The following is a 244-nucleotide window of genomic DNA, read 5'->3' as shown; positions in this document are numbered from 1 at the left end:
TGGCTATCGGCTATGATGATAAAGGACGTGCTATTTACAATCGTTCTTGGAATGAATGCCTGGATGTGGATGATATTGTAATAATATATCTTGATTTTACGGGGAAGGTTATTGAAACTACTACTACCCATAAGATGGGAGATAATCCTATTTCGTATATGTATGATTATTTGTCCTATGACCATATAGGACGACTTAAATTCCACACCCAAAAACTGGACAACGAACCCATACAACTCATCTC

1 protein-coding gene is annotated in these 244 nt (G+C 36.9%); it reads left to right on the top strand.

Annotated elements, in window-relative coordinates; translation table 11 throughout:
• Positions 1-244 (top strand): hypothetical protein (locus ACY2RT_RS15550; RefSeq protein ID WP_490156825.1); only part of this gene is annotated, 244 nt, incomplete at both ends.

The organism is Ulvibacter sp. 2210JD10-4 (assembly GCF_058148525.1).
The sequence above is the reverse complement of the archived record's forward strand: the minus strand, read 5'-3'. Positions and strand labels throughout refer to the sequence as shown.